Raw genomic sequence first — 1,618 nt, 5'->3', positions numbered from 1 at the left:
CCACTGCACAAAATATAAAGAAAATGGTTCTCCTATTGATAAAAAGAGAGTAAGATACTCTCTATTCAACTGTATAATCACGCATACATAAAAAGTAAATGTAAAAAAATAGGTTTAAAACTTCATTAAAGTATTGTTTCTCAACAAGCTGAAAAAGACCAAATCACGTTGTGATTTGGTCTTTTTATTGCAAAATGTAATAGATGTTTTCTCTAGTGAGCGTGAACAGTGAACTCCTGGAATCATCGCTCGTTCTAGTTCATGATCTCTATCGCTTCTGAGAGATCATAGTCAGCCGGATCAAGCTCTGTTTCCTGACCTAGAGCAAGTTTTGCAAGTTCAGCTCCCAGAAATGGACCGGAAGTTAATCCAGATGCCCCAAGACCGTTAGCTGCCAGCAGACCGGGGTGCTCTGGCACATAACCAAACACCGGAAGAAATCCCGGCGTAAACGGCCGGAACCCTACACGCGTCTCAAGAAGGGAACTCTTATATAAGCCGGGTGCGTAGCTGAGTGTTTGGTCAAAAATTTCATGAACCGCTCCCGCTGTCGTCCGATGATCAAATTCCGTATCATCTTCATGTGTAGATCCAGCGATAATTCGACCTCCGCCGAACGATAACAAATACTTATTGGTCGGCGGCATAACCACAGGCCACTCACTTGTATCCTTGTCCGGAAGTTTTAAATGGACAATTTGAGCCTTTTGGAACGTAACCTTAAAATCAATGCCTAAAGGAGTAAACAACTCTTTCGCCCAGGCACCTGCTGTCACGATCACTTGATCTGCAGAGTAGAACTCACTATTCACCCGCACACCTTTATCTTCCCCTTTATATACAAGCGAAGCTTCTCCTTTGATCTGAACAGCTCCGTGTTTCTCGGCTGCACGAAGCAGAGCATCTCTCATTAAGCGCCCATCCACTCGGGCACCTCCACTTACATGGACCGCTCCATATTCCTCTGATAATACCGGAAAAAGCTTGTACGTTTCTGCTGGAGAGAGTCTTGTTACTTCTCCGATCTCAGGCGCTTCCTTCCTTCGTTTTAGCACCCGTTCTACCATCTTATCAAGCTTATCTTCATCGGTATGCAAACTAATTGCTCCGACTCTCTTGTACCCTGTTTCTGTTTCTCCATCACCTTCCAGCGATTGAACTAAGTCTGGATAGTACTTAGCCCCTCCTCTAACAAGCTGATACCACTTTTTATTTCGACGCTGGGAAAGCCACGGACATACAATTCCCGCAGCTGCTTCCGTAGCCTGTCCCTGATCTTCTCGGTCCACGACAGTTACCTCAGCACCTGTTTTTGCTAAGTGGTAAGCCGTTGAAGCACCAAGAATCCCTGCGCCCACAACAATATATTTAGTCACATCTAACACCCTGTTTCCTCTTAAATTCACTAATGAGTTATTTTACAAGAGATGAAGGGGTCTCTCAAACGTGAACACATCAGGCTGAAAACATGTGATCCGTTATCCGTATCTCGTGAATGATCAGCACATCTCCTTTATTATCAATGCTCGCAATATTCACAGAGATACCGGTAACATTGGTCCATTGTACTTACACAATCATGAACATCTTCATTTTCTATTTCATAAAGGCCATAATT

The 1,618-nt window shown here is 43.8% G+C and carries 1 protein-coding gene; it reads right to left on the bottom strand.

Annotated features, from left to right (window positions below; genetic code table 11):
* Nucleotides 1-254 precede the first annotated feature (254 nt).
* Nucleotides 255-1,376, bottom strand: coding sequence for an NAD(P)/FAD-dependent oxidoreductase (locus WAM07_RS16945; protein ID WP_422168584.1), 1,122 nt, complete (start codon nucleotides 1,374-1,376; stop codon nucleotides 255-257).
* Nucleotides 1,377-1,618: the final 242 nt, after the last annotated feature.

This window comes from Halobacillus sp. (assembly GCF_049282395.1).
In the GTDB taxonomy this organism is placed as follows: domain Bacteria; phylum Bacillota; class Bacilli; order Bacillales; family Halobacillaceae; genus Halobacillus.
This window is presented reverse-complemented; position numbering and strand designations above follow the sequence as displayed.